22 protein-coding genes are annotated in these 24,279 nt (G+C 66.8%); 5 read left to right on the top strand and 17 right to left on the bottom strand.

Features of this window, described 5'->3' with window-relative positions:
- Positions 1-233: 233 nt before the first annotated feature.
- From ABL840_RS33610 to ABL840_RS33600, 3 genes are read left to right on the top strand one after another with little or no spacing between them, the layout of a single operon-like run.
- Positions 234-2,057 carry a peptidase domain-containing ABC transporter gene (locus ABL840_RS33610; RefSeq protein ID WP_093304397.1) on the top strand — a complete coding sequence of 608 codons (1,824 nt, stop codon included), beginning with the start codon at positions 234-236 and terminating at the stop codon, positions 2,055-2,057.
- A 40-nt stretch (positions 2,058-2,097) separates the two neighbouring features.
- Entirely contained in the window at positions 2,098-3,414 is a 1,317-nt protein-coding gene (locus ABL840_RS33605; RefSeq protein ID WP_093206578.1) for an HlyD family type I secretion periplasmic adaptor subunit, read from the top strand.
- Positions 3,411-5,021: a TolC family protein gene (locus ABL840_RS33600; protein WP_093304395.1), complete on the top strand. Its 1,611-nt coding sequence runs from the start codon at positions 3,411-3,413 to the stop codon at positions 5,019-5,021. The genes ABL840_RS33605 and ABL840_RS33600 overlap by 4 nt, the downstream gene beginning before the upstream one ends.
- A gap of 160 nt (positions 5,022-5,181) precedes the next feature.
- On the opposite strand, the gene ABL840_RS33595 is transcribed toward ABL840_RS33600, so the two are convergent.
- The 17 genes from ABL840_RS33595 to ABL840_RS33515 form a co-directional block, all read right to left on the bottom strand.
- Positions 5,182-6,618 (bottom strand): sigma 54-interacting transcriptional regulator, encoded by a 1,437-nt coding sequence (locus ABL840_RS33595; protein WP_093304393.1) that lies wholly within the window; start codon positions 6,616-6,618, stop codon positions 5,182-5,184.
- Between the two features lie 18 nt (positions 6,619-6,636).
- The gene (locus ABL840_RS33590) at positions 6,637-8,703 is read right to left on the bottom strand and encodes a TadG family pilus assembly protein (protein WP_093304390.1); all 2,067 of its coding nucleotides are present in this window, start codon (positions 8,701-8,703) and stop codon (positions 6,637-6,639) included.
- Between the two features lie 14 nt (positions 8,704-8,717).
- Positions 8,718-9,209, bottom strand: coding sequence for a TadE/TadG family type IV pilus assembly protein (locus tag ABL840_RS33585; RefSeq protein WP_418116098.1), 492 nt, complete (start codon positions 9,207-9,209; stop codon positions 8,718-8,720).
- Positions 9,206-9,685, bottom strand: a complete 480-nt coding sequence (locus ABL840_RS33580; protein ID WP_093304388.1) for a TadE/TadG family type IV pilus assembly protein — start codon at positions 9,683-9,685, stop codon at positions 9,206-9,208. Before ABL840_RS33580 ends, ABL840_RS33585 begins: the two co-directional genes overlap by 4 nt.
- Before the next feature lie 36 nt (positions 9,686-9,721).
- Positions 9,722-10,186, bottom strand: coding sequence for a DUF3613 domain-containing protein (locus ABL840_RS33575; protein ID WP_093304385.1), 465 nt, complete (start codon positions 10,184-10,186; stop codon positions 9,722-9,724).
- Positions 10,183-11,157 (bottom strand): hypothetical protein, encoded by a 975-nt coding sequence (locus tag ABL840_RS33570; RefSeq protein WP_093304382.1) that lies wholly within the window; start codon positions 11,155-11,157, stop codon positions 10,183-10,185. The genes ABL840_RS33575 and ABL840_RS33570 overlap by 4 nt, the downstream gene beginning before the upstream one ends.
- Positions 11,154-12,116, bottom strand: coding sequence for a type II secretion system F family protein (locus tag ABL840_RS33565; protein WP_093304380.1), 963 nt, complete (start codon positions 12,114-12,116; stop codon positions 11,154-11,156). Before ABL840_RS33565 ends, ABL840_RS33570 begins: the two co-directional genes overlap by 4 nt.
- Entirely contained in the window at positions 12,113-13,129 is a 1,017-nt protein-coding gene (locus ABL840_RS33560; RefSeq protein WP_418116097.1) for a type II secretion system F family protein, read from the bottom strand. Before ABL840_RS33560 ends, ABL840_RS33565 begins: the two co-directional genes overlap by 4 nt.
- Complete coding sequence (locus ABL840_RS33555) at positions 13,122-14,444, bottom strand: CpaF family protein (protein WP_093429401.1); 1,323 nt, start codon at positions 14,442-14,444, stop codon at positions 13,122-13,124. The genes ABL840_RS33560 and ABL840_RS33555 overlap by 8 nt, the downstream gene beginning before the upstream one ends.
- A gap of 4 nt (positions 14,445-14,448) precedes the next feature.
- Positions 14,449-15,732, bottom strand: a complete 1,284-nt coding sequence (locus ABL840_RS33550) for an AAA family ATPase (protein ID WP_093304375.1) — start codon at positions 15,730-15,732, stop codon at positions 14,449-14,451.
- A gap of 44 nt (positions 15,733-15,776) precedes the next feature.
- Positions 15,777-17,195, bottom strand: a complete 1,419-nt coding sequence (locus tag ABL840_RS33545) for a type II and III secretion system protein family protein (RefSeq protein WP_093304373.1) — start codon at positions 17,193-17,195, stop codon at positions 15,777-15,779.
- Positions 17,196-17,244: 49 nt separating this feature from the next.
- Positions 17,245-18,240 carry a Flp pilus assembly protein CpaB gene (gene cpaB / locus ABL840_RS33540; RefSeq protein ID WP_093304371.1) on the bottom strand — a complete coding sequence of 332 codons (996 nt, stop codon included), beginning with the start codon at positions 18,238-18,240 and terminating at the stop codon, positions 17,245-17,247.
- A gap of 81 nt (positions 18,241-18,321) precedes the next feature.
- Positions 18,322-18,846 (bottom strand): A24 family peptidase, encoded by a 525-nt coding sequence (locus ABL840_RS33535; protein WP_093206592.1) that lies wholly within the window; start codon positions 18,844-18,846, stop codon positions 18,322-18,324.
- A 15-nt stretch (positions 18,847-18,861) separates the two neighbouring features.
- Complete coding sequence (locus ABL840_RS33530; protein ID WP_093206593.1) at positions 18,862-19,047, bottom strand: Flp family type IVb pilin; 186 nt, start codon at positions 19,045-19,047, stop codon at positions 18,862-18,864.
- 85 nt (positions 19,048-19,132) lie between these two features.
- Positions 19,133-19,321 carry a Flp family type IVb pilin gene (locus ABL840_RS33525; RefSeq protein ID WP_093206594.1) on the bottom strand — a complete coding sequence of 63 codons (189 nt, stop codon included), beginning with the start codon at positions 19,319-19,321 and terminating at the stop codon, positions 19,133-19,135.
- A 423-nt stretch (positions 19,322-19,744) separates the two neighbouring features.
- The gene (locus ABL840_RS33520) at positions 19,745-21,304 is read right to left on the bottom strand and encodes a L,D-transpeptidase family protein (RefSeq protein ID WP_093304369.1); all 1,560 of its coding nucleotides are present in this window, start codon (positions 21,302-21,304) and stop codon (positions 19,745-19,747) included.
- Positions 21,271-22,362, bottom strand: coding sequence for a nuclear transport factor 2 family protein (locus ABL840_RS33515; RefSeq protein WP_093304368.1), 1,092 nt, complete (start codon positions 22,360-22,362; stop codon positions 21,271-21,273). Before ABL840_RS33515 ends, ABL840_RS33520 begins: the two co-directional genes overlap by 34 nt.
- Positions 22,363-22,520: 158 nt before the next feature.
- Here ABL840_RS33515 and ABL840_RS33510 point away from each other — a divergent pair, with 158 nt between their 5' ends.
- On the top strand, positions 22,521-23,483 hold the full coding sequence (locus ABL840_RS33510) for a LysR family transcriptional regulator (RefSeq protein WP_093304365.1): 963 nt from the start codon (positions 22,521-22,523) through the stop codon (positions 23,481-23,483).
- A gap of 254 nt (positions 23,484-23,737) precedes the next feature.
- Positions 23,738-24,268: a hydroxyquinol 1,2-dioxygenase gene (locus ABL840_RS33505; RefSeq protein WP_093304363.1), complete on the top strand. Its 531-nt coding sequence runs from the start codon at positions 23,738-23,740 to the stop codon at positions 24,266-24,268.
- Positions 24,269-24,279 lie beyond the last annotated feature (11 nt).

Genomic DNA, 24,279 nt, shown 5'->3' with positions numbered 1-24,279 from the left:
TGCCCGGACAGACAGGGGAGGCCAGGGCAGGGAGGCCGGCCGGTTGCGCGGTTACGGGAAGCGCCGCGCAACCGGAGCCGGTTCATGGGATCAGGGCCGATGTGACGAGAGGGCAGAAGCTGTCTTGCTGATGTGTGTTTGAAGCGCACCGCGCATCAATTTTTGCCTTGTAACAGCCGGGTAACAGTTGATAATGACGCAGGCGTCATTGCACGACGAACCGGCTCTTCTCCATGATCAAGTTCCTCCTGCCAAGCCAACTGGTTGCCGAGACTCCGGACGAGCCCGGTGCCAGTCCCTACGCGGGCGCGCTGAACGCCGCGTTCCGCGCCGCCTACCCGCTCGTGAAGAGCGCCGCATGGCGCTCGCTGCCCATCAGCCTGTTCGGGCTGCTGCCCTCGATCTTCCTGCTGCAGGTGTATGACCGCGTGCTCTCGCGCAGCGGCACGTCGACGCTCGCGGCGCTGGTCAGCGGCATCCTGTTTTTCCTGTGCATCGAGTTCTGGCTGCGCACGCGCCGCTCGCGTCTGCTGCGCAATGCGGGCGCCATCGTCGATCACGGTGTCTCGGGCGCATTGCTCGATTCGATGCTGGGCCGGCCGCTGCGCGCGCTCGAGGCGCGGCCCGCGTCGGTGTGGCACCTGTACTTCCGCGACGTGGCTTCGGTGCGCGGCACCATCACCGGCGGGCTGGCCCAATCCATCTTCGACCTGCCCATGGCCGTCTTCGCGCTGGTGGTCATCGGCATCGTCGCGCTGCCGGTGCTGCCGGTGGTGTTGCTGTTCCTCGCGATCATGTCCTTCCTCGCGTGGTGGTGGGCCGACGAGGTGCGCTCCGGCCGCGTCGAGGAAGTGCAGCGCGGGCGCGGCCTGGAGCGCGTGACCGCCGAGATCTGCAACGCGCGCGAGACGCTCAAGGCCCAGGCCAACGACGGTCCCACCGTCGAGATGTGGCGCCAGACCTACAACGCCTGGCTCGCCGAGAGCTTCAGCAAGAACGGCCAGATCGAGAGCGCGCGCGACGGCACCACAGTGCTGCTGACCGTGTTCTCCGTCGTCGTCGTGACCGTGGGCGCGGTCTCGGTGATGGAGCAGTGGATGACGGTGGGCGGCCTCGTCGCCTCGAACATGCTGGCGCTCAAGGCGCTTCAGCCGGTGGCGGGGCTGGTGTCGAACTGGCGCTCGCTAGCCACCGCGAAGGAAGCAGCCAAGCGCCTGGAGACCGTGCTGCGCGAGCCGGTGGAGAAGCCGCCCACTGGCATGACACTGCCCCAGCCGCTGGGCCGCATCACGCTGAAGGACGTGAGCTTCAGCTTCACCGAGAACTCGCAGCAGCCGGTGCTGGAAAACGTCGACCTCGACATCGGCCCGGGCGGCCTGCACGTGATCGTGGGGCGCAACGGCGCGGGCAAGTCCACGCTGGTGAAGCTGCTGTCGGGCCTGTACACGCCCACGCGCGGCATCGTGAGCATCGGCGAGTACGACCTCTCGCAGTTCGGCCGCGAAGAACTCTCGCGCTGGATCAGCTACCTCTCGCAGGAGGTCTACTGGTTCGGCGGTTCGCTCATCGACGTGATGCGCCGCAACGCGCCGGGCCAGAGCGACGAGCAGATCGTCGCGGCCTGCAAGCTCTCGGGTGCGCACGACTTCATCTCGCGGCTGCCCGACGGCTATCGCACCATGGTGGGCGAAGGCGGCACCGGCGTGTCGGTGGGCGAGCGGCGCAAGCTGGCGCTGGCCATGAGCTTCCTGCGCAAGCCCTCGGTGCTGGTGCTCGACGAGCCCAGCAACGACCTCGATTTCCAGAGCGAGCGCAACCTGCTCGCCACGCTGCTCGCGGTGGCCAAGGTGCGCACCGTGGTGGTGGTCACGCACTCGCTGCGCATCGTCTCGGCGGCCAACGTGGTCTACCACGTCACCGGCCAGGGCAATGTGGAGCAGGGCGCGGCCGCTGTGATGGTGCCGAAGCTTTTCGGCGTGAAGAAGCCGCTGGTGGCGCTGGGCGATTCGGAAGACGGCGCGGCGGGAGCTACGCCGGCCTCCCGTTCGATGGCATGACGCGCAGCAGCGATGAACGACGAGTGACCGGGGACGCGATTTGAAAATAGACCTGCCGCAGATTCTTCAGGACGAGAACGACAAGCGCGCGGCACAGACCTCGCCGCAGGGACGGCGGCGCCAGTGGATCATCGGCGGTGCGATCGGCCTGCTCGCACTGGTCGGCCTGGGCTTCCCGATGGAGACCGTGGTGGTCGCGCCGGGGCGCGTGATCCCGTCGGACCGCGTCAAGTCCATCCAGCATCTGGAGGGCGGCATCGTCAGCAACGTGCTGGTGAAGGAAGGCGAGAAGGTCAAGCAGGGCCAGTCGCTGGTCGAGATCGACCTCGGCGGCAGCGGCCTCAACCTCGAGGAGCTCACCGCCCGCTACGCCGCCACGCAGGCCACGCGCGTGCGGCTCATGGCCGAGAGCCGCGGCCAGCCGCTCACGCGCGCATCCTTCGCGACAGACATCGACGAGGGCGTGCTCGAAGGCGAGACCGGTGCCTACCAGGCGCGCGCGCTCGAGCAGCGCGGCGTGATGGCCGGTGCCGTGTCGGGCCTGGAGCAGGCGCGCAGCAAGAAGCTGGAGCAGGAGGCCAAGGCCAAGGGCCTGAGCGACCGGCTCGCGCTGATGCAGAAGGAACTGGAGATCTCCGAGCAGCTGCTCAGCGAGAAGCTGGTCGGCCAGGTCGAGGTGCTGGAGAAGCGGCGCCAGGCCGAGAGCGTGCGCAGCGAGCTCGCGGTGGCGCGTCAGGGCGTCGTCTCGGCCAATGCCTCCATCACCGAGGCGCAGGCCAAGATGGCCGAGGCCGAGGGACGTTTCCGCCGTCGCGCATCGGATGAGCTGGCCACCGTCGAGCGCCAGTTCGCGAGCCTGGCCGAGGACCTGGCGCGCGCGCGCACCCAGCGCTCGCGCACCGTGGTGAAGGCGCCGTCGGACGGCATCGTGAAGGGCCTGCGCAACTCCAGCCCGGGCTGGGTGGTGAAGCCCGGCGAATCGATTCTCGAAGTGGTGCCCGACGAGGACGAGATCATGGTCGAGGCGCGGCTCAATCCCAACGACCGCGGCTTCGTCGAAGTGGGCCAGCAGGCACGCGTGAAGATCACCGCCTACGACTACCTGCGCTACGGCGCGGTCGAGGGCAAGGTCAAGCTGGTGGCGGCCGACGCCGACCGCGACCCGGCCATCTCCAACGGCGCGCCTTACTACCGGCTGCTCATCAGCATGTCGCAGTCGCACGTGGGCCGCGACGAGAACCGCATCACCGCCGGCATGGAGTCCGAAGTGGACTTGCGTGTGGGCACCGACCCGTTCATCTGGTACATCCTGCGACCCGTGCTCAAGCTTCGCCGCGAAGCCTTCCGCGAACCATGAAGTACCGCAAACCGGTCGATCTGCGCCGCGTGGGCACCGGCGCCGTCTGCGCGGCCCTGTACGGAAGCCTGTATGCGGGCCTCGCGGGTCTCGCGCTGCCGCCCGCCGCCTTCGCGCAGGAGCAGCAGCCGTTCCAGGAAGAGACGGTCGTCACCTCGCCGGCTGTTCCGCTGGTTCTCGCGCGCCGGCTTTCTCAGCCGTCGCTCGGCGCGGCCAGCTACGCGCAGCAGGTGAAGCAGGCCCTGATCGTGCTGTCGCAGGAATACCCCGAGGTGCAGACCGCGCAGGCCGCGGCCAACACCAGCAGCTACGGCGTGGATGCCGCGAAGCAGGCGCGCTACCCGAAGTTCAAGGTCGGTACCTCGTCCGGCAACTACAACAGCGGCGCGGCCAATGCCAAGACGCAGAGCTACACGGTGCTCACCGCCGAGGCGCGCGTGAGCCTGCTCGACGGCGGCGCCATGAGCGCAGCGCAGCGCGCCGCCGAGGCCGGCAACCAGGCGGACGACGAAGCCGTCATCACCACATCGCAGAAGGTGGTGCTGGACGCGCTCACCGCCTACCTGCAGGTGCAGCGCTTCGACCTGAAGAAGCAGATCGCGCACAAGGCCACCGAGGTGGTGGCCGAGCTCTCGAAGGCCGAGGCCCGCCGCGTGGCGCTGGGCGTGAGCGGCGACAACGACCTCAACATGGCCGCCTCGCGCCGCGCGCTGGTGGCCGCGCGCGAATCCGACTTCGAGGCCCAGCGCGACGAGGCGATCGCCAAGTTCCGCAACTACTTCAAGTTCTCGCCCAATGCCGAGTCGCTGCCCGTGCTCGCGGCGCCCGCGCAATGGCGCATCGCCACGCAGGAAGAAGCGCTGCGCCGAGCCGAGGCGCGCAGCACCGAGATCGCCGAGGCGCAGGGCCGTATCGAGCGGGCGAGGGCGCTGGCCGACCAGCAGGACGCGAGCCTCTACCCCACGCTCGACGCCGTGCTCGTGAAGAGCAGGGATCCGCGCGGCGTGTCGCCGCAGGACCCGACGCGCGCGGCCTTCGAACTCAACTGGAACTTCGGCAACGGCTTCGACCGGCAACTGCGCCTGAAGTCGGCGCTGGCCGAAGTCGCCAACCAGGAGGCCAAGCTCGAAGGCGTGAAGAACAACCTGTTCGAGCTTACGGCCGCCTCGTGGTCGCGCACCGTCTCCGGCCGCGAGCGCGAGAAGCAGCTGATGGAAGCCGTCAGCACCTCGGGCCAGGCCTTCCGCGGCCGCCGCCGCCTGATGGAATTCGGCCGCGAGACCCTGCCCAAGGTGCTCGACGCCCAGCTCGACTACTACACGCTGCTGTTCGACTACGTCGACGGCGTCTTCGACCTGCGCATCTCGGAACTGCGCCTGGCGCGCACCACCGGCGAACTGCGCATCGACCCGCTGAGCCCCAACGGCTGGATCGACGGCCTCTTCGGTGCCCCCAGGCGCCAGGTGCTCACGGAAGACGGCCTGCTAGGCACCCTCTGCATCTCCAGCAACACCGCCTGCGCCACCGAGCCGGTGGCCGAACGCACGGTCGGAATGGCAGGGCCTCCGCCCGCCCTGCGCAAAACCCAAAGACTCTCCATCCCCTGACCAAACCGGGAACGGGCAAGCGCAAGCGAAGCCCAATTTCGAGAACACCGAGGAACCGGCTCTGCCGGGCCTCAGGTGTTGCCCCCGGTAGGGGGTTGGCGAAGCGGACACGAAGTGCCGCGAAGCCTGGGGGCGAGCCAAGTCTTGCCTGGGGGCGAGCCTATTGTTCTTCGGGGATGCCAGGCTCGCCGTCGAGGATCTGGTACTTGCGCATCTTCTCCCACAGCACCTTGCGGCTGATGCCCAGGTGCTGCGCCGTGTCCTGGCGCTTCCAGTCGTTGATCTCCAGCGCCGCGATGATGCGGTTGCGCTCGCTGCTGTTCCAGCCCTTGCGGTCGGCGCTGCCGTCGAGAAAACCGCCCGCGCCATTGCCGTTGCTGCCCGCGCCGTTGCGGTCGGCCGAGGCCGCCGGCGCCGGCGTGCCGCGTGTGAGCGCGATGGCGCGCTGGATCAGGTTCTGGTCCCAGCTGTGCAGCTGCCGCGCGATCACGCCCACGCGTTCCGCGAGGTTGCGCAACTGCCGCACGTTGCCGGGGAAGTACGTCTCTGCCACCGCGTCGCTGAGCCAGTGCGGCGTCTCGCCCAGCGCTTCGAGCTCTTCGCCGAGCACGTTGGTCAGCAGCGCCTTGAAGATCGCGATCTTGTCGATCTCGCCGCGCTCCTCGAGGCTGGGCACATGCAGCTCGATCACCGCGAGCCGGTAGAACAGGTCGGCGCGGAACTCGCCGCTCGCCACCATCTCGCGCAGGTTGCGGTTGGTGGCGGCCACGAGCCGGAAGTCCACGCGCACCGGCGCCGTCGCGCCCAGCCGCGTCACCGCGTTGTCTTCCAGCACGCGCAGCAGCTTCACTTGCTGGTAGCGCGGCAGGTCGCCGATCTCGTCGAGGAACAGCGTGCCGCCCGTGGCCTGCTCGAAGTAGCCGCGATGCGCATGCACCGCGCCCGTGAACGAGCCCTTGGTATGACCGAAGAAGAGCGACTCGAAGAGCCCGTCGGGAATCGCGCCGCAGTTCACCGCCACGAACGCGCCCTTGCCGTAGCGCTGGTGGCCGAGGTGCAGTTGCTGCGCGATGCGCTCCTTGCCAACGCCCGTTTCGCCGCGCACCAGCACGCTGTGGTCGCAGTCGGAAAATGCGTTCACTTCGGCCAGCAGGGCCTTCATTGCATCGGAGTGCGCCACCAGCACGTCGGGCGCCTGCGGTGCCACCTCGCGCGCGCGCAGCTGCCGCACCAGCTTCGCGACCATCGTGCGCAGCTCGGCGCAGGTGAAGTCGTAGGGCAGCACGTGCAGGTACTCGGGCGGATAGGTGCGCGAGTCGCGCTCGCGCGAGCCCGCAGCCACCCAGATCACCGGCATGCCCTGCAGCAGCTCGGTGGCATGCGCCAGCCCGCCGCTGTCGATGACCGTGACGCTGATGATCGCCACCGAAGGACGAAGAGCCGCACCCTGCTCCTGCGGCGGAGGCGGCATGCCGTCGGCCCGGATGACCTCCACGTCGAAGCTCGCCATGCACCGCGCGATGCGGTCGAGGATGTCGGCTTTGCCTTCCCAGACAAAGAGGTCGAGTTCGTCGAAATTGGCGGCGGGGGAGCTCATGTTGGAAATACGTGCATATCAATAGACCAGCTGGGCACCTCGATTGCAGGAGAGGCGGGCACCGACCTCTGCTTGCGCAAGGTCGATTCCCAGGAGGTTCAGTAGTGCATTGACGGCAGGGTCAAGCAGGGGGCCGAGTGCGTTCGTGACCACCGTCTGTAGAGTGTTCAGAAGGTTGCTGATCAGGCTGAAGGTGCCGTTCAGCAGGCCTCCGAGGACACCGCTGCTGTCGCTTGAGTAGGGCTGAATCTGGATTCCACCCAGCGTGGACCCCAAACTTTGCACAAGCGACGTAGAGCTAATGGCCTTGAATGATGGATCCTTGCCTGTGCCGTCATATGGCGCGGCATCGATCTCTGGTAGGTTTGCCGGAGCTGGAGCAACATAAGTCAGCGCGGTGCCACTTGCGCTCCCGCCGACGTCCGAGTTGACGACAAGGCCAAGTCCGGAGATGACAGTTTTCTGGGCAAGCCCCATGTCAGTCACATACGTGCCGTTCGCAGCCTTCCATTTCTTGGGGCTGCAGATCAGCGACAGAAGACACCAGTCGAACTTGGCTTCGCGATAGCCGATCTCGACGATGCCTACAGGAGCGGCTGTTGCCGGCACAGAAGACGAAAAGATGTTCGAAACCTTGCCGACATTCAACCGAGCCACACTAGTGCTGGCTTGGACATTCAATGATTTGCTATCAGAGCTGTTGCATGTATGGCCTGTAACCAGTCCGGCACCATTGCCAGCACTGATGCCAATTTCAATGGGTGCGGGAAGAGCTTGCGTGTAAATAACCTTTGTCACTGGGCAATTGCCGCTGCAGACAATCGTTGCAACCAAGTCGGACACAATCGTTCCGAGATTCAAGGTCGCGACGCTATCGAGGAAATTGATAAGTGGAGAGAGTGCTCCAGTCACAGTGGAAAGTAAGTTCGAAAGAAGGTTTGTGATTCCGTCGAGATTGACGGACAAGAGCAAACGGACTTGCGCAGTGCGCACGTAGATCCTGTTCGGATCGTTAACCCCGAGACTGGGATTCACGAGCATCGGATTCCCCACGGCCGAGACTTGAGGAGGCTCGACCACCTGCACCTTCGCTGTGACGCTGGCAATGCCAGGGACGGTGATCGGCACAGTGGCTGCAAGGCCGTTCTTGCCGTTCGCGACCTGGATCATTCCCTGGACGAGCTGGAAGAGTTGAAGGTTGGTGCTCAGTCCGGCGGCGTCCGTTCCACTCGCGACACCCAGCAGGTCGGCGAGCTTGAGCGTGAACGGCGAAGCCTGGACGCTGACGAGTATGTCGCGCAATGCCTGTATGGTGGCGGCGGCAGTGTTGCCGCTGCGTTCCATGACGGAGATCATGGCCTGGAGCAGGACGCCGGCGTCTACATTGGTCGCGAGCACCTGGTCATAGTTGGCGGCGCTGATGTTCAGGGCAATCTTGAGTTGATCGAGGAAGCTCAACAACTGGATGTCGGTGTTGAGCAGCCCTTGCCAGCCCGCAGCCTGAACCGATAGAGAGCCGCCCAACAGGCCGCCAAATAGGGCATTCAGCAAGGCCGACTGGCTGGAGTCTATAGTCAGCAGCGTGCTTCGAATGCTCAGCGAAGCCAACGGCTGTCGCTGTGCGGCAAGCGCCTGCACGCTGATGGTGGTTGCGGGGCTGCCGGAAATGCCTGGAAGGAGCAGCGCCGGAGTCCTCGTGATGGTGACCCGAACGGCATTGAAGGCCTGGCCGGTGCTGGGTGCACCGAAGTACTGGGGTGCCGTTCGGCTGGGATTGCCCGGATCCCAGTTTCCGCATTCCACATCCGCCTGCGTGAGAGCAGGGAGCAGGGGCGGCATGTTCTGTGCAGCGTTCGTCACGGCTGCAGCCTTCGCATCGGTGCAAAGAAACGGTTGAAGTGATTGAGCTCCCGACAGGGCTGCAAGGTCTGCAGTCTTTTGAAGTTCGCGCTTGATGAAGAAGAGATAGCCGAGCTGAGTGCCGAGCAGGGTGATGATGATCAGGCTCAGCGCAATGGCCGTATTGATCAGGACCGATCCCCGATTCCGCTTGCGACGAGAGAGGTTATGGAGTGCTGCGTTCATGGCAATGGAACTCCTCAGGACGATCGAAGCGCGATGGTCGAGCGACTCCGCAATTGATTCGGCATCCACGTGCTGATATCCAGAAACGGTATCGATGGCAGCAGGCGGTTCGCGCTGTAGGGGTAGCTCACCGTCACCACGTAGATGGCAGATGTCCCGGCGCCGCTCGTGACAGGGTCGACAGACACGTTGGACACGATCCAGCTGCGCCTGGTGGTCACGTCGGCGTTTGCCGAAACAGGGACGACGAGTGAATTGGCCAGGGCGGCGTAGACAGCGTCCTTGACTCGTCCGTCACCTGCGACGGGCGACGTAATGAGGCCTGCTGTCCGAGCACCTTCTTCCGCGGCGCGTGTTACTGCCTGCTGCGTATAGAGCACTGCACCGAACGTGGCGAGCGCATAGAGGACGCTGAATAGCAGGCTGAAGACCAGCGCGAATTCGATGGCGGCCACGCCGCGCTCGCGAGCCGGTCTGCGCGTGCGGGTCCTGCCTTTGCCGCTCATGGCGCCCTCCCGTCGAGCAGCATGCTGGCCTTGCCGACGATGGTGGTGGGCATGGCGAAGCTCGGGAACGGCGGCAGCAGCATCTGCAGGTTGGTGGCAGTGACGGTCACGACCATCTGGCAGCGTGTGTCCCACGTGGCGCCGCAGGTGGGAGCCGTGCAGTTGTTGCTGACCACGCCGCACACGGTGGCGCTGACGGTGCGCGTGACCACCGCGGGCATCCAGTTGCTGCTGGCCGTTGCCGTCGTCTGGGCCTGGGTGGCGCGTGCCGCGAAGGTCGACTGGTAGCGCAGCGCGGCGCGCGCGCCGTCTTCCGCCGCGTTCTGCAGCCCGAGCCGGAACGCGAACAGCATGCCGTAGCTGATGATCCCGTAGAGAAGCGCGAAGAAGATCAGGAACACCATGGCGAACTCGACCGCGTACGCGCCGCGCTGGGAGTGCGCGCGCGTGCGGGTGAGAAGACGTGGTGTTGCCATTGCGATGTCTGGTTCTCTGTTCGCGCCTGGGGCTGCCTACTTCGGCGCACCGCCGCCGGAACTGGAGCCGCCGCCCGATGTCGACTTGACGCTGGACGTCATGCGCTCCGGGATCGGGTATTCGAAGCTCTTCAAGTAACGCTCGTAGCTGCGGCTGGCGACGTCGCCCGCGATGGTCCGCGGCGTGGTGGACGAGATTTCTCCACCGCGCTGCCAAGCGAGCAGCCCCTGCGTGGCGTCGCCCACCTGCAGCCGCTCATAGACGTACTCGCCGGCCTCGGCCATCTCATCCTGGCCTTGCTGCGGCGCTGCTGTTGCGGCAGCGGCAGGTGTCGGCGCGCTTGCTGCAGGCGCTGCGGGCTCCGGTGCCTTGGCCGCGCTGGACGGCTGCTGCGGTTGTTGCTGCTGCTGCGCGAGCGCCATGGGCGCGGCCACCATCAGCGTGGCGGCGAAGCCGGACGCGCAGAGCGCGGCAAGACGGGCAGTGGGTGTCTTTCTCATGGGGTGCCTCGTGAAGTCGAATTCGGCGAAAGGGAGACTGCGGCGGCATTCGCGGTGGCGTCCGCCGCAGCGGGATTGAGTTGGCTGGCGGTACGGATGCCGCCGTTGCCCGACCAGCGCGAGGCCTTGAGCATCAGTGGCGGCGGGGCCGCGTCTTCGCGTGCCAGTGCCGCAGTACTCGGCAGCGGGCGCACGGCCACGGGGGCAGGCGATGCGCCGGTGGCCGCCGGTGCGACACCGCCTGCGCGAAGCTGCTGCGCTGCGTCGCGCACCGCTGCGCGGGCGGCGGGGGACATGCGATTGGCTTCCATCAGTCTGTTGGCCTGCTCGCCCTGGTCCGTGACTTCGAGATACAGCGCCAGGTTGGACTGGGCCTGTGCGCTGTCGGGGCGCAGCTGCAGGGCCTGCATCAGCGGCAGCCGCGCGTCGGCGATCTGCCCGGCGCGCAGGCTGGCATAGCCCAGGTCGCTGAGCAGGGCGGCGTCGGTGGGTGTCAGGCGCTGGGCCTGCCTCAGCAGTTGTGCGGCCTCGGCGTAGCTGCCGCGAGCGCCTGCGAGGAGGCCGAGGCCCCGGTAACCGGCGCTTTCGAGCGGCGTGCCGATCAGCCGCTTGTAGGCCTGCTCGCTCGCCTCGGCCTGGCCGGCCTGGCGAAGGGCGTCGGCACGCATGCGCGTGGACTCGGGCGACACGCCCCAGCGCTGTTCGAGCGCGTCGATGTGTGCCAGCGAGGCGAACCACAGGCCTTCCTTCTGCATCTGCTCGACGAGCTTGAGATAGGTGGCCTTGGTGTCGACCGCGGCGCCGGCCTTGGCGTCGGCCGCGGCTTCGGCGGAGGCGCGTTGCTGGGCGTCGGCAGTGGCGGCGTATTGGTCCTTGAGCGCGCCGCAGCCGGTGATGGCGATCGCGGCGGCGACGCACGCCAGCAGGCGGCTGGCGGCGAGTGTGCGAGCGGGAAGGTTTTCGGTTCTCACTTGATGATGCCTCCCAGTGAACGGAATATCGCGATGAAGCCCGGCCCCGCGGTGACGATGACCAGCGCCGGCAGCAGCGTGCTCACCATGACCCCGGTCATCTTCACGGTGATCTTCCCGATGCGCTCCTTCAGTTCGGAGCGGCGGCTTTCGCGCAGCCGGTCGCTGAACACGCGCAACGGCTCCTGCACCGCGCCGCCGTGCCGGTCGACCTGCACCAGCAGCGAGACGAGGCCGCGCATGTTCTCGTTCTTGTGCAGCGTGGCCAGGCGGTGCAGCGAGTGCTCGCGGGTACGGCCCTGGCTGTATTGCGCATTGGCGATGCTCAGCTCGTAGCCCAGCACGCGCAGCACGTGCGAGAAGTCGGTCGCCATGATCTGCAGGCTCTGGTCCAGGCTCAGGCCCACGCCCTGCAGCAACCGCAGCAGGTCGACGAACAGCGGCAGCTCCCGCGCCGCGCGTTCGCGCCGGCCGGAGGCGATCCGGCCCAGCACCCACTTGGGCGCCATGAATCCGATGGCCGCAGCTGCCGCAAGCACGATGGTGACAGTGCTGCGCGTGTGTCCGCTGCTCCAGAACAGGTACGCCAGCAACGGCAGCAGGAAGGCGAGAGAGATCCGCGCGATGAGGAAGACCAGTTGGGCCCGCTTCGACGGCAGCCCGCACTGGTCGATGAGGTTGCGATCCTCGTCCGCCACCAGGGCCCGGCCGATGCGCGAATCCAGCCAGTGGAACGGCAGGTCCAGTTCGGGCTTGAAGGGCGCATCGGGGTCCGCCGGAGTTTCGACGGTGGACTTGAGGTCCGGCACGACGGCTGCCTGCCGGATGGCCCGGCCGATGGCCTGCCCGCTGCGTGTGCGTCGCAGTTCGGCCGCGACGAGCGCTCCGGCGCCGACCAGCAGGCCCAGCGCCAGCAGCACGAGGCTGACGATGGCGAGCAGGTTGGGCGTCAATGTCATGCCAGCCTCGCCAACCGGTAGAGCAGCGCCGCGCCCGTCAGCTGCAGGCCCACCGCGGAAAAAATCAGGATGCGGCCGGTGTCGTCGTTCCACATCCCCAGGAAATAACTGGGGTTGGTGAGGATCAGGAAGGCACCCACGCCCACTGGCAGCAGGCCCAGGATCCAGGCCGACAGACGCGTCTCCGACGACAGCGCGACGAGCTCCTGCTCCGCCTGCTCCCGGTCGCGCATGAAGTTGCCCACGCGTTCCAGCAGCAGGTCGGCGCGTCCGCCGTAGCGCACGCCCAGGCCCAGGATGGAGGCGAGCAGGTACATCTCCTCGATGCGAACGTTCTCCGCCGTCTGGTGCAGAGCACGGTCGAGGTCCACGCCTGCGCGCACCAGTGCCGCGGAGCGTTCCAGGTGACCGCGCAGCGGTGCCTGGGTGGTGGCGATCGCGAGCTGGAAGGCGGCCTGCGTGGAGTTGCCGATGGTGATCAGTCGCACCATCGCGTCGATGTAGCCAGGCAGCTGGCGGATCAGCTTGCGGCGGAACTTCTGCAGCTGCAGCCAAAGGGCGAAACTCGTCATCAGAACCAGGAGGAACAGCACGCCCAGCGCGGCGAGTCCTCCGACGAGAACGCCGACCAGCAGGCAGATACCGGCAATGACACCCAGCGTGAAGGCGATGGTGCGTGGCTCGACCACGCCCATCATCCAGCCGGGAATTGCCCGTTCGAGCAGGCTGGCGCGTACAGGAGCGGCGGTCGCCGCCTCGGTGGCGAGCCATGGGTCGGTGGTGAGGCCGGAGGCGAGGCCGTCGCTGGCGAGGTCCCGCAGCGGCATCGGTATCGGCGTTGCATTGGCTGCCGAGGCCGAGGCCGAGGCCGCGGCAGTGGCCTGGATCTGCTGATCGAGATGCCGCTCCGTCGCCAACCGCACCTGCCGGTTCTTCGCCCATTGCCACAGCAGCAGCCCCGCGGCCGCCATCAGCAGCGCGATGCAGAGTGCGACGAGCAGGGCTTCACGCACGGTGGTCCCCTCCATGCTGCGATGCGCGCTGCAGCGACTGGCGGAAGCGCGTGATCTTGGGCGAGTGCGGCGCGATGCCCAGCGACACCCAGCGGTCGCGCTCCTCGCCATCGGGCGAGACGATGGGCTCGTAGCGGTAGAGCTCCTGCATCGCTACCACGTTGTCGTTGACGCCTGTGACCTCGCTCAGCGAGATGATGCGGCGCTGTCCGTTCGACAGCCGTCCGATCTGCACGATGAAATCGATGGCGTTGGCGATCTGGCGGCGCAGGCTCACTTCGCTGCCCTGGTAGCCGGCGAAGCCAGCGAGCATCTCCAGGCGGTAGAGGCATTCGCGCGGCGAGCTCGCGTGGATGGTGCCCATCGAGCCTTCGTGGCCGGTGTTCATGGCCTGCATCATCTCGATGACTTCGGCGCCGCGCACCTCGCCCACGATGATGCGGTCGGGCCGCATGCGCAGGCTGTTGCGCAGCAGGTCGCGGATCGACACCACGCCCTGGCCGTCGAAGCCGCCGGGGCGGCTTTCGAGCCGCACCACGTGGCTGGTGCCCAGCGAGAGTTCGGCCGTGTCCTCGATGGTGATGACGCGTTCGCGCGCCGGAATGAAGCTGGCCAGCGCGTTCAGCAGCGAGGTCTTGTCCGAGCTGGTGCCGCCGCTCACGAGGACGTTGCAGCGCGCGCGCACCGCGATCTCGAGCAGCTGCGCCATGCCCGCGTCGAAGGTGCCGAGCTTCACCAGGTCGGCCGGCGTGAGCGGCTCCTTGCGGAACTTTCGGATCGACACCGACAGGCCGTCGATGGCCAACGGCTCGATGATCACGTTGATGCGCCCGCCGTCGGGCAGGCGCGCGTCGACCATCGGGTTCGATTCGTCGAGCCGGCGACCGAGCGGCGCGAGGATGCGCCGCACGATGCGCATCACGTGCTCGGAATCGGCGAAGCGCACCGTCTCGCGCTCCAGCACGCCGTGGCGCGACACGTACACGTTCTGGTAGCCGTTGATCAGGATGTCTTCGACGGCCGGGTCGTTGAGCAGGTCTTCCAGCGGGCCGAAGCCGGCGAGTTCCTTCGTGAGCGCATCGGAGATGAGCTGCATCTCCCGGTCGTTGATCGGCACGCGGCGCAGGCGCACGAAGCTGTCGACCTCCAGTTCGACGAACTGCTGGATCGATGCGCGCGACCAGCGGCCGAACTCCGCGCCCAGTTCCTCGATGCGGCTGAGCAGGTGATCGTGCGTCCAGCTCTTGATGTCCTGGAACTGCTGGGAGTTGATGAACGCCTGGTCGTCGTCGGCGAATTCGATATCGGTGGACATGGGCTCAACCTTCGTGTGAACTCTTCCAGAGGCCGGTGACCTGCGACATGAGCGCAACCCAGCGTGGATCCTTGGCCGGGGGTTGGCCCGTGGCAGACATGTATTCCTGGTGCAGGCTGCGGGCGAGTCCCGTCACGGCCTGCGAATAGGGGTCGCTGCGCGCGGTGCGCACCAGCATTTCTCCGCGGCTGGCGGCGGCGAGCAGTTGCGCGCTGCGCGCCGGCAGCACGTGCCGCAGCGGCAGCTCGAGCCGCTCGGCGATGTCCTTGGCCGACAGGCCCACGTGGCTGTCGAACTTGTTCACCACCAGCGAGAGCCGTTCGGTCTCGACGCCGCGTGCGCGCAGCTCCTTGAGCATGTTGGCCGTGGAGACGATGCCGCCGATGCTCTGGTCGCACACCACCCACGCCTGCTGGGCCTCGCGCACGGTCTGGGCCATGAAGTCGATGGTCGAGAAGCCGCCGAGGTCCGCGATCTGGAAGTCGAAGAAGTCGGCCAAGCGCTTGATGAGCGAGACCGAGTCGGCATGCGAGATCTCGCGCACCTGCGCAAGGCTCGCGGGCAGCGGCAGGATGGCCACGCCGCTGGTGTGATGCGCGAGCGCGGTGTGCAGCAGCGTCTGGTCGAGCCGGCGCAGGTTGCGCACGCCGTCGACGAAGCTGAAGCCGCTTTGCGTGTCGAGATAGAGCAGACCGTCGCGCGCTGGCAGGCCGAGGTCGAGCAACGCAACGCCGTGGCGCGAGCTGCGGCCCGGCGGGCGCTGCGGCGCCTGCGTGAGCTGGTCGTTCAGCGACAGCGAGAGGCTGGTGGCCAGCGTGGTCACGCCGAGCCCGGCGCGCGCGCCCAACAGGGCCAGCGTGCTGCCGCGCGTGCCGCCCTGCAGCGTGCTGCGGCGCTCGAGCAATGTGCGCAGCGTGACCACCGCGTCGGTGGGCGGAGCGGCCATGTCGATGAAGTCGTCCACGCCAGCGCGCAGGGCCGAGAGCATGGCGGCCGGCTCTGCCGACACGCCGGTGGCCAGCACCGGCAGCGTGGGCCAGTCGCGTTTGAGGCGCTGGTGGAGCTGGCTGGCGGTGGCGCCCTGGTCGGGCGAGAAGTCGATGAAGACCGCCACCGGCCCCAGCAGGGCGATGCGTTCGTCGATCGACTTCGTGTCCGGCGGCAGGACCACCACGGAGCCGAGGGTGCCGAGCGCATCGGTCAGCCACGTGATGTGGCCGCCGTTGCTCGACGCGAAGAGATAGGTCTCGCTGCCTGTTTCGGGAATGCTGTCGCGTGGTGCGTTCATGGTGCCAGCCTGCGATGCATGGTCCGGGTCATTGGTTGCTGTCGTCAGCGGGAGAAGCCTGGAACCGGCGTGTCGATCGCGCCGCCCAGGAAATAGGAGCGCCACACCGCGCCGTCGCGCTGTTCGGCGGTGCCGGGAAGGTAGGGCGTGAGATCGGTGCCGCGCGCAATGGGCTTGACCAGGTGCGGCGTGACCAGGATCACCAGCTCCTTCTCCTTCATCTGGTAGTTGTTCTTGCTGAAGAAGGTGCCCAGGATCGGCAGGTCGCCCAGCAGCGGCACCTTGTCCGCGTTCGAGGTGGTGGTGCGGCTCACGAGGCCGCCGATGATGAAGCTCTCGCCGTCGCCTAGCTCGACGGTGGTGTCGGCGCGGCGTGTGGAGATCGAGGGCACCGCGACGCCGTTGAGGCTCAGCGCGTTGGTGTAGTCGAGGTCGCTTGCTTCGGGCGCCACCTTGAGCACGATGCGTTCGTTCGACAGCACGGTGGGCGTGAGCGTTAGGCCGATGCCGAAGGGCTTGTATTCGATGCTCGTGGTGCCCAGGCCCTGCGGCACGGGAATCGGAAGCTCGCCGCCGGCCAGGAAGCTCGCACTCTGGCCCGACAGTGCCACCAGCGTGGGCTCGGCGAGCACCCGGGCCATCCCGTTGCCTTCGAGGAAGCCCACGTTCAGGCCGATGCCAGCCTTGCCGAAGTTGAAGAGAAGATCGAAAGCCTGCGATACCGGGTTGCTGTATTCGCCGCTGATGCTTCCATCGCTGGAGAAGGTGGTCTTGCCTAGCGACGAAGGCGTGAAGACGCCGAAGCTGAATCCGCTCGAGTTGGCTCGCGTGCTGAAGATGTTGAGCCCCGCCTGCTTGAGCACGCTGCGGTTGAACTCGACCACCTTCACTTCGACCTGCACGGTGCTGCTGCGCACGTTCACGGTCGAGCGGTCGATGAGGTCGGTCTTCTCGGCTCCGGGCGGCAGGCTGGCCAGTGCCGCGGTTCGCTGCGCCTGGTGCGCTGCCATGTTGTCCATGGTGCCGGTGACGTTAGCGGTGGCGCGCCGCACTTCGATCGCGTAGGTGGTCGCGGCGGTGTTGCCCTTTTCCCAGACCATCAGCGTGGTGTGTCCGACGGCCTTGCCCGTCACGATCAGCCGCGCGGCCGGCGAATTCGGTGTCTGCCGGGTGATGGTGACGGCAGCGATGGCCTCGTCGCCGATGGCCATGCGGTCGATGCCCTTGCCGACCAGCAGTTCCCGCTGCGTGCCGACGGGGAGAGCCATCGGGCGCTGCGGCTGGAACTGCGGCCGTGTTCCCGTTCCCTGCGCGTCGGCGGCGGTCGCGGCCAGTGGCCAGACGGCCTGCGACATCGCGAGTGCGGCGATCAGCGACGAGCGCAGCAGTCTCGGCGCGGCATCCTTCACGTCTCTTGAACTGCGAGCGGCACGGGTCGACGACTCGCGGGGCATGTGATGCATTTGATTTTCCTGGGTGACCTGTGTCTGGTGGCGGCTGGCCGGCATGGGCTCAGTAGTTCACGGTTTCGCTGCGGTTGCCGCGAATGACTTCGACCTGGAGCCCGCCGCTGCGCGCGGGCTTTGCGGCGCGGGCGGGGCCGGAAACTGCGCGGACCTCCGTGGCCATCGGGCGGACGGAGGGGCCCTTGCCGCCGGTGACGAGATCGGCGGTGGTCAGTCCGGCCTGGGCGAGATCCAGTCCTTCCAGCGGGCCGCGGTGCGCCTCGCCGGCCTTGGCCTGGGCGGGCTGCAGGGCCGTGGGCAGTTCGGCGAAGAGCTTGGGATCGGGCTCCGACTTGTCCGCCGGGTTGCGCAGCGCGAGCATCAGGCGGCCGCTGGCGTCGCCGATGGTCAGGCGGTTCACTTCGTCGATGGGCACGGCCAGCACTGCGGTGCGGGCCTGGTCGTTGCGCTGGGCTTGCTGGGCCGCCTTGTCCGGGGCCTTCGACGGAAGGCCGTCGACCGAGGCGTTGCCGAAGGCCAGCACCCGCTTGCGCGAGAGCAGCAGGCGTGCCTGGCTGCGGTCCACGTCCTTGCCGTCGGACTTGAGAGTGATGAACACGTCGACGAAATCGCCGGGCTGGATCTTGTTGCCCACGCCCATCACTTCGTCCGCCTTGATCGCGACGGCGCGCTCGCCTTCGTCGATGCGCGTGGCCAAACCCGACACCAGCTGGTTTTCCATCACGGGGGTGCCTTCGGCAAGGTCCAGCACCGGCACGCGGCCCACGGCGACGTTCACGTCCTGGAAGGCGCCGACCGGGTTGATCGTGAGGCGCTCCACGCGCAACGCATCGGCGGGAATCGCCTCGCCCGCGGGCAGGGACTTGGCCGCCACCACCACCGGATAGACCAGCACCTCGCGCACCTTGGTTGGCGCGGTGGCCGGGTTCGCGGCCGCCGCGGCCGGAGCGGGGGCCTGCCGGCTCAGCATCCATGCATAGCCTCCCAGCGCGATGGCCAGGAGCACGAGGACTGCGGCGATGATTTTCGTGATGTTGATCATGGGCGGCGGATGAAAGAGTGGGGGCAAGCGATCGTGTGGATTGAGAGATGGATGACCCGCAGTGACAGAGGCAGTGAACTGCTAGCCCTGTCGCCCCCAGACCATCCAGACCGCAGTGGCCATGGCGAGATAAGCCGCGTAGGGAACGATGCGCCTGCGCTTCGGCGCGGCGCCGCCATCGGTTTCGACAGCGGAGAAAGAGGGGGTGCCTGAAGAGGCGCGGCCTTGCAGCATCAGTGCAAGCCGGGGGAGAACGGGCCAGCGTTGCAGCACGAGCCAGAGCGCGCTGTGAAGCCCGGCCAGCAGGCTGGCGCCGACCCAGATCGGCAACAGCGCGGGCAGGCCGACCCAGAGCCCGAGCGCACCTGCGAATTTCACGTCGGCTGCTCCCATCAGGCCGATCGCGTAGATGACCAGCAGGCAGCCGAAGCCGACGGCTGCGCCCGTGAGTGCCGTGGTCCAGTCGAGGCCGAAGGGCTGCATCCCGAGGGCAAGTGCCGCCAGCGCGACTGCGGCGCCGGCAAGCACGAGCCAGTTGGGGACGCGGCGTTGACGGAAGTCATACACGGCAACGAACAGCAACCACAGCAAACACGCCGATCGCATCACTGGTTCGGATGCTCAGGTCGTCGGAACGGTCAGCTTGCCGGCGATGTAGGTGAAGATGCCGGAGAGCTTCTTGCCGAGACCGGTGTCGCCCGAGAGCACGCCCACGATGGCGATGGAGATCAGCCCCGCGATGATTCCGTACTCGATGGCAGTGGCGCCTTCTTCGTCGCGAAGGAAACGGGTGATGGAGTTAAGCATGATGCGGCCTTTCAGGGATGAAAACTAAAGACTTGAAAACGGGATTTCGAAAATCAACGGAAAACCGTGGGAACGGAGTCGTCGGCTAGGGGGTGCTGATGGACGCCAACTTGGTCGTGATCGTGGAAAAAACGGTCGAAAGCTTGCCGCCCAAACCAGTATCTCCAGAAAGAACCCCGACGATTGCGATCGAAATAAGGCCCGCAATAATTCCATATTCAATTGCGGTCGCGCCTTCCTCATCGTGCAAAAAACGCTTTATTGAGCTATGCATGATTTCCCCTTTCAGGAAGTGTTAACAAAGGCTTGCGAGGTGGATGTTATACAGCGTAACTCCGTGTATCAACAAGGCAAACCCGCAAGACTTTCGTCAGGGTGTGCTAGCCAAAAGGGGTAAAGCAGGATAGCGGCCAGCCTCTTGCCAGCCGGAACCGGGGAAACCCTGGACAGCTGGTTAACAGTTGGGAAACGAATTTTTCCCTCTGTGGGCCACATGGCGCCTCCCATGAAGGGGGGATGTGACGTTACGCCGCGGGGAACGCGCGGGGCGGGGCTGTTACGGGAACAAACGCGTTACGTGTTACGTAGCACAGCCCCCGGAGGGGCAGATGTAACACTCAAGAAAGGCCAAACTCGTGAGCAAAAAGTCACGAGTTGGAGGGGGTGACCCCGTTGGTGGGAGGGCTTCGGCCGGGCCTCAGCCCAGGATTTCTTCGTGGAAGAGCTTCCACTCGGTACCCTGGCGTAACCAGTACTGGCGCCGGGAACGTCCGCTCTTCTCGCCTTCAAACACTTCGCCGAAGGTAACGACCATGGTGTCGTCGCCGTCCCGCCAGTGCAGGTACGACATGTCCTTGAACTGCACGCGCTTGCCTTGCGCGAATTTCACTTCGTCGTCGACAACCGAAATTCCATCGGTTGTTTTTTTGCTGCTGATGCGCTGGAAATCGGGCAAATAGAATTTCTTCAATTGCGCTTCATTTCCGCTGGCGCGTGCATCTTTCCAACTGGTGATAGCACTTGTAATTGACTGTGCTTCTTTTTCTGCCTGCGGTTGCGAAATCCATTGCAGGCTGCGCGCGGTCACCACCGGGGTGGCGCCGATTTGCACTTTTCGCAAAAGCTGCTTCAGGTCGGGGTTTGCCATGACCACGCAGCCGTCGCTGGCCAGCGGCGCCCGGGCGAACTGCTGCGGCGGAGTGCCGTGCAGCCAGATGCCGCCGCCGGTCTTGCCGCGCCGCACGTCGTACGGGTTGGGGTAATTGATGGGCAGGGCGCCGGCGCCGTAGAAGTCTTTCAGCGACTTAGGGTCGAGGCTGCTGGTGATGTAGTACACGCCCAGCGGCGTGCGCGCATCGCCTTCGGTGACCTTGTCGGTGCCCGACTTGCCCACGGAGATGTAGTAGTCGGCCGTGAGCTTCAGGCCCTTGTCCGAGTTCTCGAACAGGTACAGCCGCGAGCGCGAGGCGTCGACGGCGATCGCGTAGCGGCTGCGGGTGGACAGCGCCAGGAACTGCGAAGGCACGGTGTTGGCCGGCGGGCGTTCGCGCAGCGCCTGCAGGCGGCGCTTCGATTCCTCGTGCAGCTCGGCCATGGCCGGGTTGCCGCGCATCTTCGCGATGCTGGCGGTGTCGGGCAGCGAGTTCGACGGCGGCACCTGCGCCGCGAGCAGGTCGCCGTAGACGAGCTGCGCGAGCTGGAAGTTCGGGTAGTCGCGCACCAGGTCGCGCGCCTTGGCCAGCGCAGGACGGGTCTGGCCGCGGCCGAACAGTTCATACACCGCGATCAGGCGGGCTTCCGCGTTGCTGGCTTCCTGGATGGCGCCTGCCGATGCGGGCTTGCGCGTGGTTCTTGCCGCTGCTGCAGCGGTCGCCGCAGTCGCTGCCGCCGCGGCGACTGTCGTCCGGGCTTCGGCCGCGCCCTTCTTGCCTCGGGCACCGCGGGATTCCCTGGCTTCCCTGACGGAAGAAGCGCGGCCGGTCGTGCCGGCTCGTGCCGTGGCGCGTGCGTTGCCTGCGGAGGCTTTCGCTTTGGCCTTTTCCTTGTGGGCGCTGCCGCCCGCCTTGGTGGTGCCCGGCTTGCCGGGGCCGTTCGATGCGAGCGCGGCGCCGGGCGCCGCGAGCATCAGCGCCGACGCGGTCATCAGTGCCGCAATCAGCTGTTGCCCGCCACGCAGACGGAACGGAGGAGTCTGGAGCCGGCCCTGCCGGACGATGTCTGCCACTAGCCGCCGACGCTTTCCTTGCGAATGTGCCATTGATTGCCGGAGCGCTGCATCTCCAGCGTCTTGCGGCTCGAAACGTTGAGGTTGTCCGCGCGGTAGATCTGGCGGAACCGGGCCGTCGCGTTCTGTCCGTCGACCTTGATCGCGAGGTTCTCGATGTTCACGCTGATGCTCGACTTGCCGACGATGCGCGCACGACGGTCTTCTTCCCAGCTCTTGCGGCTCTGGCCGCCGGCCGGCGCGAAGTCGGAGCCGTAGGCAGCGAGATAGCGATCCATGTCCTGGCTGGCCCAGGCCGAAGCCCAGGCGCGCACGGCCGATTCGACCTCGGCGTTGGCGGCCGTGCTGGCCGCCGGAGCCGGTGCGGGAGCAGGCACTGCTTCCGGCGCCTTGGGCGCGGCGGCCACCGGGGCCGGTGCGGCCGCGACCTTGGCGGGCGGCGGCGGTGCGGCAGGTGCGGGAGCCGGTGCCGGGGTCGCCTTCGCGGCCGGAGCGGGCGCGGGAGCAGCGGCGGCGATCAGCGCCGTCGGCTTGCCGCCCGGCGGCGTCGGCGTGAAGAGTGTGCGGATCACGGCAAGCTTGGGCTGCACCGCCGTGTTGTTCTGGTCGAGCTGCAGCGCCTTGCTGTAGGCCTGGCTCGCGAGCCGCGCGTACACGTCGCCGAGGTTCTCCTGGGCGGTGGCGTAGCTGGGGTTGGTGCGGATCGCGCTTTCGAGCGCGGCGCGGGCCTTGTCGAACTGGTTCTGGCTCGCGTAGATCACCGCGAGGTTGTTGTAGGGCTCGGGCAGCTCGGGCGCGTCGAGTGTGAGCTGCGTGAAGGCGGCGATGGCTTCGTTGCGCTTGCCGGTGTCGAGCTGGATCACGCCCTTGAGGAAGCGCATCTGCGGATCGCGCGGCTTGTCCTTGAGGAAGGCCTCGGCCTTCGTCATTGCCTCGTCGAGCTTGCCGGCCTGCATGAGCTTGTCGACTTCCTCGTGCTCGATGGCAGCCAGCGCGGGAAGCGCGACGCCACAGGTGGCCGCGGCCAGGAGCAGGGCGCGCACGGTGGGGGAGAAGCTGAAACGGGCGCGTGGCCTGGGGCTCTTGGGCATTGCGGACAAGACCTCGTAGGGGTGGGTGATGCGGCAGGGATTGTAAGTGGGGCGGGTAACCCCCCGATACAGGGATGACGGGCCTTTCGCGCCCTTTAGGCTTGCCCGCAACGCCGCCCGAAGCCCCGCGCCGGGCGGCCCCGCAGTACAGTGCCGCCGTGGACCGCCTCCAAAGTATTGAAACTTTCGTTCGCGTAGCGCAGACCCAGAGCTTCGCCGAGGCCGCGCGGCAGCTGCGCGTGGCCAATTCGGTCGTCACCACGCGGGTCAAGCAGCTCGAGGAGTTCCTCGGCGCGCCGCTCTTCCACCGCAGCACGCGCGTGGTGCGGCTCAGCGACATGGGCCAGGCCTTCCTGCGCGACTGCACCGAGCTGGTGGCGCGCGCCGACAGCATCGTCGACCAGATGCGCGAGGCGCGCGGCACGCCCTCGGGTACCCTGCGCGTGCATGCGCTGACGGGCATGGTGCTGGGCCGTTTCGCCACGCTGCTGCGCGAGTTTCAGACCACCTACCCCGACATCCACCTCGAGCTGATCGTGAGCGATGCGGTGGCCGATCCGGTGAAGGCCGGCGTCGATTGCGCGCTGCAGATCTTTCCCGCGGCCTCGCAGGAGCTGGTGTCGAGGCCGCTCTTTCCGGTGCGGCGGGTGCTCTGCGCCACGCCGGCCTACCTGAAGGCGCACGGAGAGCCGGTCACGCCGCGCGAACTGCACCGGCACAAGCTGGGCCTCTACTCGGGCTACCCCACGCGCGACCGATGGACCTTTCACCATCAGGGCGAGCAGATCACCATCTACCTGGCGGCAGCCCTGCTGACCAACAGCGTGCACCTGCTGCGCGAATACGCGCTGGAGCACGCGGGCATCGTCTGCCTGCCCACGCTGGTGGCGGGCGACGCCATCGCGCGCGGCGACCTGCGCGTGGTGCTGTCCGACCACCAGCTGTCGTCGTTCTCGCTGAGTGCCGTGTACGCGGGCACCTCGCGCAATGCGCTGAAGCTGCGCCTTTTCATCGAGCACATCGCCACCCGCTTCACGCGCGTGCCGCCGTGGGATGCGACGCTGATCGAGCGGGGCCTGATCCCGGCCGAACTCATCGAGTTCAGCCGCTCTAGCGGGTGAAATGAATACTCCCCCAGGCTTCGCGCACTTCGTGTCGCTTCGCCAACCCCCTCGCCGGGGGCGACGCCTGCGGCCCGGCGGAGCCGGTTCCGCGGCGTCTCGCGAACAAGCTCGATGGCGTGCTCGTGGTGAGCAGGTCGAACAGGGGTAAACCCCAGCGATTATTCGGAAGCTCCGAATAATCCTCTTCCAAACTGGTCCCTACCGGCGTCGGCGCCTGCCTCCTAGAGTTCGCTCATCCAAGGAGACAAGCCATGCCAGCCACCACTTCGGCCGCCCCGGCCGCCTACAAGACCCGCTTCGGTTCCCTCAAGCACTTCGAGAAGGGCCACGTCGAGCCTATCGACGACGACGTGCGCCACTACGCGTTCTCCAACTGCTTCGAGATCGCGAGCATCAGCAAGCCCTACGAGAAGGTCGTGTTCGGCCAGAACCAGATCTACGTGCTGGAGACGCTGCGCGCCGAAGGCACCTCGCCCTGGTACACCTGCGCGCACGACGAGTTCGCGCTCGTGATGGACGGCGACGTCGAGGTGCACCTCGTGCAGCTCGACGAGAGCCAGACGGTGGCCGACAAGGACAAGAACGGCGCCGTGCTCGTGAAGGGCGAGCCCAAGGGCAGGAAGATGGGCTGGATGAAGCTCTCGCGTGGCCACCAGGGCCTGCTGCCGAAGAACACCGCCTACCAGTTCCGAAATGCCGGCGAGCCTGGCGTGATCGTTCTCCAGAGCTGCAAGGGCGATCTCTCTGTAGAGAAGTGGGCCGACATCTGCCAGTCCCACTGACCGCATCGAAC

Origin of the sequence: Variovorax sp. NFACC27, from assembly GCF_048301545.1 — a bacterium.
Taxonomy (GTDB): domain Bacteria; phylum Pseudomonadota; class Gammaproteobacteria; order Burkholderiales; family Burkholderiaceae_C; genus Variovorax; species Variovorax gossypii.
This window is presented reverse-complemented; position numbering and strand designations above follow the sequence as displayed.

Bases quoted from the DNA above. Each gene is read 5' to 3' on its own strand.
- ABL840_RS33610 (WP_093304397.1), top strand. From the start codon at position 234: ATGATCAAGTTCCTCCTGCCAAGCCAACTGGTTGCCGAGACTCCGGAC.
- ABL840_RS33600 (WP_093304395.1), top strand. From the start codon at position 3,411: ATGAAGTACCGCAAACCGGTCGATCTGCGCCGCGTGGGCACCGGCGCC.
- ABL840_RS33595 (WP_093304393.1), bottom strand. From the start codon at position 6,618: ATGAGCTCCCCCGCCGCCAATTTCGACGAACTCGACCTCTTTGTCTGG.
- ABL840_RS33590 (WP_093304390.1), bottom strand. From the start codon at position 8,703: ATGAACGCAGCACTCCATAACCTCTCTCGTCGCAAGCGGAATCGGGGA.
- ABL840_RS33585 (WP_418116098.1), bottom strand. From the start codon at position 9,209: ATGAGCGGCAAAGGCAGGACCCGCACGCGCAGACCGGCTCGCGAGCGC.
- ABL840_RS33580 (WP_093304388.1), bottom strand. From the start codon at position 9,685: ATGGCAACACCACGTCTTCTCACCCGCACGCGCGCGCACTCCCAGCGC.
- ABL840_RS33575 (WP_093304385.1), bottom strand. From the start codon at position 10,186: ATGAGAAAGACACCCACTGCCCGTCTTGCCGCGCTCTGCGCGTCCGGC.
- ABL840_RS33565 (WP_093304380.1), bottom strand. From the start codon at position 12,116: ATGACATTGACGCCCAACCTGCTCGCCATCGTCAGCCTCGTGCTGCTG.
- ABL840_RS33555 (WP_093429401.1), bottom strand. From the start codon at position 14,444: ATGTCCACCGATATCGAATTCGCCGACGACGACCAGGCGTTCATCAAC.
- ABL840_RS33550 (WP_093304375.1), bottom strand. From the start codon at position 15,732: ATGAACGCACCACGCGACAGCATTCCCGAAACAGGCAGCGAGACCTAT.
- ABL840_RS33545 (WP_093304373.1), bottom strand. From the start codon at position 17,195: ATGCATCACATGCCCCGCGAGTCGTCGACCCGTGCCGCTCGCAGTTCA.
- cpaB (WP_093304371.1), bottom strand. From the start codon at position 18,240: ATGATCAACATCACGAAAATCATCGCCGCAGTCCTCGTGCTCCTGGCC.
- ABL840_RS33535 (WP_093206592.1), bottom strand. From the start codon at position 18,846: ATGCGATCGGCGTGTTTGCTGTGGTTGCTGTTCGTTGCCGTGTATGAC.
- ABL840_RS33530 (WP_093206593.1), bottom strand. From the start codon at position 19,047: ATGCTTAACTCCATCACCCGTTTCCTTCGCGACGAAGAAGGCGCCACT.
- ABL840_RS33525 (WP_093206594.1), bottom strand. From the start codon at position 19,321: ATGCATAGCTCAATAAAGCGTTTTTTGCACGATGAGGAAGGCGCGACC.
- ABL840_RS33520 (WP_093304369.1), bottom strand. From the start codon at position 21,304: ATGGCACATTCGCAAGGAAAGCGTCGGCGGCTAGTGGCAGACATCGTC.
- ABL840_RS33515 (WP_093304368.1), bottom strand. From the start codon at position 22,362: ATGCCCAAGAGCCCCAGGCCACGCGCCCGTTTCAGCTTCTCCCCCACC.
- ABL840_RS33505 (WP_093304363.1), top strand. From the start codon at position 23,738: ATGCCAGCCACCACTTCGGCCGCCCCGGCCGCCTACAAGACCCGCTTC.